Origin of the sequence: Streptomyces sp. SID12501 (genome assembly GCF_010550245.1) — a bacterium.
Lineage (GTDB): Bacteria > Actinomycetota > Actinomycetes > Streptomycetales > Streptomycetaceae > Streptomyces.
The window spans coordinates 1-406 of sequence record NZ_JAAGLU010000908.1 but is presented as its reverse complement, the minus strand read 5'-3'; the positions used below and the strand labels follow the sequence as shown (position 1 = coordinate 406).

Genomic DNA, 406 nt, shown 5'->3' with positions numbered 1-406 from the left:
GGTCCACGTCGTCCAGCTCCTCGCCGGTGACCGGCTGCACGTCCCGCGTGTCGACAGCGTGGCGGACATCGCGCCCGGAACCGGCGCGGTGGTACGGGTGGACGGCCGCCGCCGCGCCGTCCACCGGGCCGAGGACGGCACGGTCCGGGCCGTCTCCGCCCGGTGCACCCATCTCCGCTGTCTGGTCTCCTTCAACCAGGCCGAGACCACCTGGGAGTGCCCGTGCCACGGGTCCCGCTTCGGCACCGACGGGGCCGTGCTGCAAGGCCCCGCGACCCGGCCCCTGGAACGGTTCGACGTACCCGGGGAGCCCCCGGCCGAGGACGGCGGCCACACCGGGTGAGGAAAGTCCTCCGGCGGATGTCGAGAACCCGTGTCCGGCTCCGTCCCCGGGGTGAAGGCGGCC

Annotated in this window: 1 protein-coding gene; it reads left to right on the top strand. The window is 75.1% G+C overall.

The features are described 5' to 3' along the window. Nucleotides 1-343 (top strand): Rieske 2Fe-2S domain-containing protein (locus G3I71_RS49085; protein ID WP_164325473.1); only part of this gene is annotated, 343 nt, incomplete at its 5' end. Between the last annotated feature and the right edge of the window lie 63 nt (nucleotides 344-406).